Consider the following 3,358-nt stretch of genomic DNA (forward strand, 5'->3'; position numbering starts at 1 on the left):
GCGCGCCTCGAATTCATCCTTCGCGACGCGCGGACGCCCGTCGTGCTCGTCTCGCCGGCGCTCGCGGGACGCGTCCCCGACGTCGGCGCGCGGGTGATCGAGGTCGATCCGGAGTGGCGGGCGTTCGACCGGGAGCCCGACCGGCGTCCGGAGCGGAGCGCCGGTCCGGAGAATCTCGCGTACGTCATCTACACGTCGGGCTCGACGGGACAGCCCAAGGGCGTGCTCATCACCCACCGCGGACTCGTGAACTATCTCTCGTGGAGCGCCGACGCTTACCGGGTGCCCGAAGGGGAGGGAGCGCCGGTCCACTCGCCGCTCGTCTTCGATCTCACGGTCACGAGCCTGCTGACGCCGCTCGCCGCGGGGCGGCGCGTCGAGATGATCCCGGACCGCGAGGGGATCGACGGCCTCGCGGCGGCGCTGCGCCGCAGGCGCGGATGGAGCCTCGTCAAGATCACGCCGGCGCATCTCGAGATCCTCTCGGCGCAGCTGTCGCCCGCCGAGGCCGACGGCGCCGCGAACGTGTTCGTCGTCGGCGGGGAGGCGCTGCGCGGGGAGGCGCTCGCGGCCTGGGTGAAGTTCGCCCCGCGATCGCGGTTCGTCAACGAGTACGGTCCGACCGAGACGGTCGTCGGGTGCTGCGTCCACGAGGTCGTCGCGGCGACCTGGAAGCCGGGCCCCGTCCCGATCGGGCGGCCGATCGCCAACACGCGTCTCTACGTGCTCGACGGCGCCCGGCGCCCCGTGCCGCCGGGCGTCCCCGGGGAGCTCTACATCGCCGGCGACGGCCTCGCGAGAGGGTATCTGGGCCGGCCCGATCTCACCGCGAAGAGCTTCGTCGGCAATCCCTTGCCCGAAGAGCCGGGAGAGCGGCTCTATCGGACCGGCGATCTCGTGCGGCATCGCGAGGACGGCGTTCTCGAGTACCTCGGCCGCGCCGACGACCAGGTCAAAGTGCGCGGCTACCGCATCGAGCTCGGCGAGGTCGAGGCCGCGCTGCGCCGCCATCCGGGAGTCCGCCAGACGGCGGTGGTCGTCGCGTCCGGCGCTTCGGGCGACGCCCTCCTCGTCGCGTACTTCTCCTCGAGCGGCGGAGAGTACGCGCCGCACCGCGAAGAGCTGCGGAGCTTCCTCGCCGAGTCGCTTCCCGATTACATGATTCCCTCCGCGTTCGTCGAGCTCGACGAGCTCCCGCTGACGTCCAACGGCAAGATCGACCGGCGCGCGCTGCCGCCCGTCGATCCCGCGGCGCTCTCGCCCGCATCGTCCGGCCGTGAGCCCTCGACCGAGACGGAGCGCCGCGTCGCCGCGATCTGGGAGGACGTGCTCGGGCTCTCCGAAATCGGCGTCGACGACGACTTCTTCCGGCTCGGCGGGCACTCCGTGCTCGCGGCGAGGATCTTCGCGAAGATCGAGAGCGCGACGGGGATCCGGCTTCCCCTCGCGGTCCTGCTCCAGGCGCCGACGATCGCGCGCCTTTCCGACGCGATCGACCGGCGGGGCTGGGAGAGCTCCTGGGAGTCGCTCGTCCCGCTCCAGCCGAAGGGCTCGAAGCCTCCGCTCTACTGCATCCACCCGATCGGCGGGAACGTCGTCGGCTACGTCGACCTCGCCCGCCGGCTCGGAGAGGACCAGCCCCTCTACGGGCTGCAGGCGGTCGGCCTCGACGGGCGGCGCCCGCGCCACAAGCGGATCGAGGACATGGCCGACCACTACGTCCGCGAGATCCGGGAGCTCCAGCCCGAAGGGCCCTACTCCCTCGCGGGAAGCTCGTTCGGCGGGACGATCGCGTTCGAGATGGCGCACCGCCTCCTCGCGCAGGGGTGCGGCGTGGCGTTCCTCGGCATGTTCGACACCTGGGGTCCCGATTACCGGAGAAAGCCCGAGATGGGGCGATGGCGGGTCGTCCTCGAGCGGACGCGGGAGCGGATCCTCCTCCACGGCGGGAACCTCCTCGCGGCGAAGGGGATCGCCGCGAAGGCGCGATACGTCCGCGCAAAGCTCGCGCGGATCGCCCACGACGTCGCGAAGAAGATTCGGAAAAGGAAGACGAAGGCGCCGCCCGCGCTTCCAAAAAACCTTGCCGAAGCGGAGCGGTCGGTGCTGAAGGCGAAGACCGTCTACGTCCCCCGCCCCTACCCGGGAAAGATCACACTCTTCCGCGCGAGCCGGCAGCCGGCGTGGTTCTACCCCGACCCGCTCCTCGGGTGGGGACGTCTCGGCGAAGGCGGGATCGAGGTGCACGAGGTCCCCGGGTATCACGGCGCGCTCGCCCACGAGCCCCGCGTCGCCGTGCTCGCGCGGGAGCTCGAGGAGTGCCTCGCGCGGGCGCGGGAGGAAGCGGAGAGGGAAGCCGCGGCGAACGGGCTTCGCTCCGGCAGGAGCGCGACGTGAGCGGCCGCGCCGCCGCCGCCGCCTCGCCTGAGATCCCGTCCCGCGGGACGGCGGAGCCGTGCCCCCTGTCGTTCGCGCAGCAGCGGCTCTGGTTCCTGGACCAGCTCGAGCCGGGCGGCCTCTACAACGTCGGCGAGGCGCTGCGGCTCTCGGGGGACCTCGACGTCGAGGCGCTCCGGCGCGCGATCGACGCGGTGGTCGCGCGCCACGAGGCGCTCCGCACGACGTTCCGCTCGGTCGACGGGGAGCCGATGCAGGTCGTCTCGCCGCCCGCGCCGGTGCCCTGCCCGGTCGTCGACCTCGCCGGCGCAAACCCGGACGAGGTCCGGAGGCGCGTCGACGAGGAGGTCGGCCGGCCGTTCGACCTCTCGCGCGACCGGATGCTCCGGGCGCTGCTGCTGCGGGAAGGTCCGCGCCGGCACGTCCTCGTCCTGACGATGCACCACATCGCGACGGACGGATGGTCGGTCTCGATCCTGTTCCGGGAGCTCGGGGCGCTCTACGACGCGTTCCGCCGCGGGACGGAGCCCGGCCTGCCGGAGCTCCGGATCGGCTACACGGACTTCGCGGTCTGGCAGCGGCAGCAGTTCTCGGGGCGAGCGCTCGAGGCGGGGCTCGGCTGGTGGAGGCGCGAGCTCGCCGACGCGCCCGCGATCCTCGATCTCCCCGCCGACCGGCCCCGGCCGGGGGTTCCGGCGTGGAGCGGCGCGACACACGTGGCGACGCTCCCGCCCGAGCTCTCCTCGGCGCTGAAGCTTCTCTCGCGCCGGGAGCGCGCGACGCTCTTCATGACGCTCGTCGCGGCGTTTCAGACCCTCCTCCACCGGTACTCGGGGCAGGACGACGTCCTCGTCGGAACGCCGATCGCCAACCGCCAGTCGACCGAGACGGAGGGGCTCATCGGGTTCTTCGCCAACACCCTCGTGATGCGGGGGCGCTTCTCCGCCGATCCCACGTTCCG

The 3,358-nt window shown here is 72.5% G+C and carries 2 protein-coding genes; both read left to right on the forward strand.

Features of this window, described 5'->3' with window-relative positions; translation table 11 throughout:
- The coding region (locus VKH46_09545; protein ID HKB71075.1) for an amino acid adenylation domain-containing protein at window positions 1-2,397 on the forward strand (2,397 nt) is incomplete at its 5' end.
- The coding region (locus tag VKH46_09550) for a condensation domain-containing protein (protein ID HKB71076.1) at window positions 2,394-3,358 on the forward strand (965 nt) is incomplete at its 3' end. The genes VKH46_09545 and VKH46_09550, both read left to right, overlap by 4 nt.

The sequence above is a fragment of the Thermoanaerobaculia bacterium genome, assembly GCA_035260525.1.
In the GTDB taxonomy this organism is placed as follows: domain Bacteria; phylum Acidobacteriota; class Thermoanaerobaculia; order UBA5066; family DATFVB01; genus DATFVB01.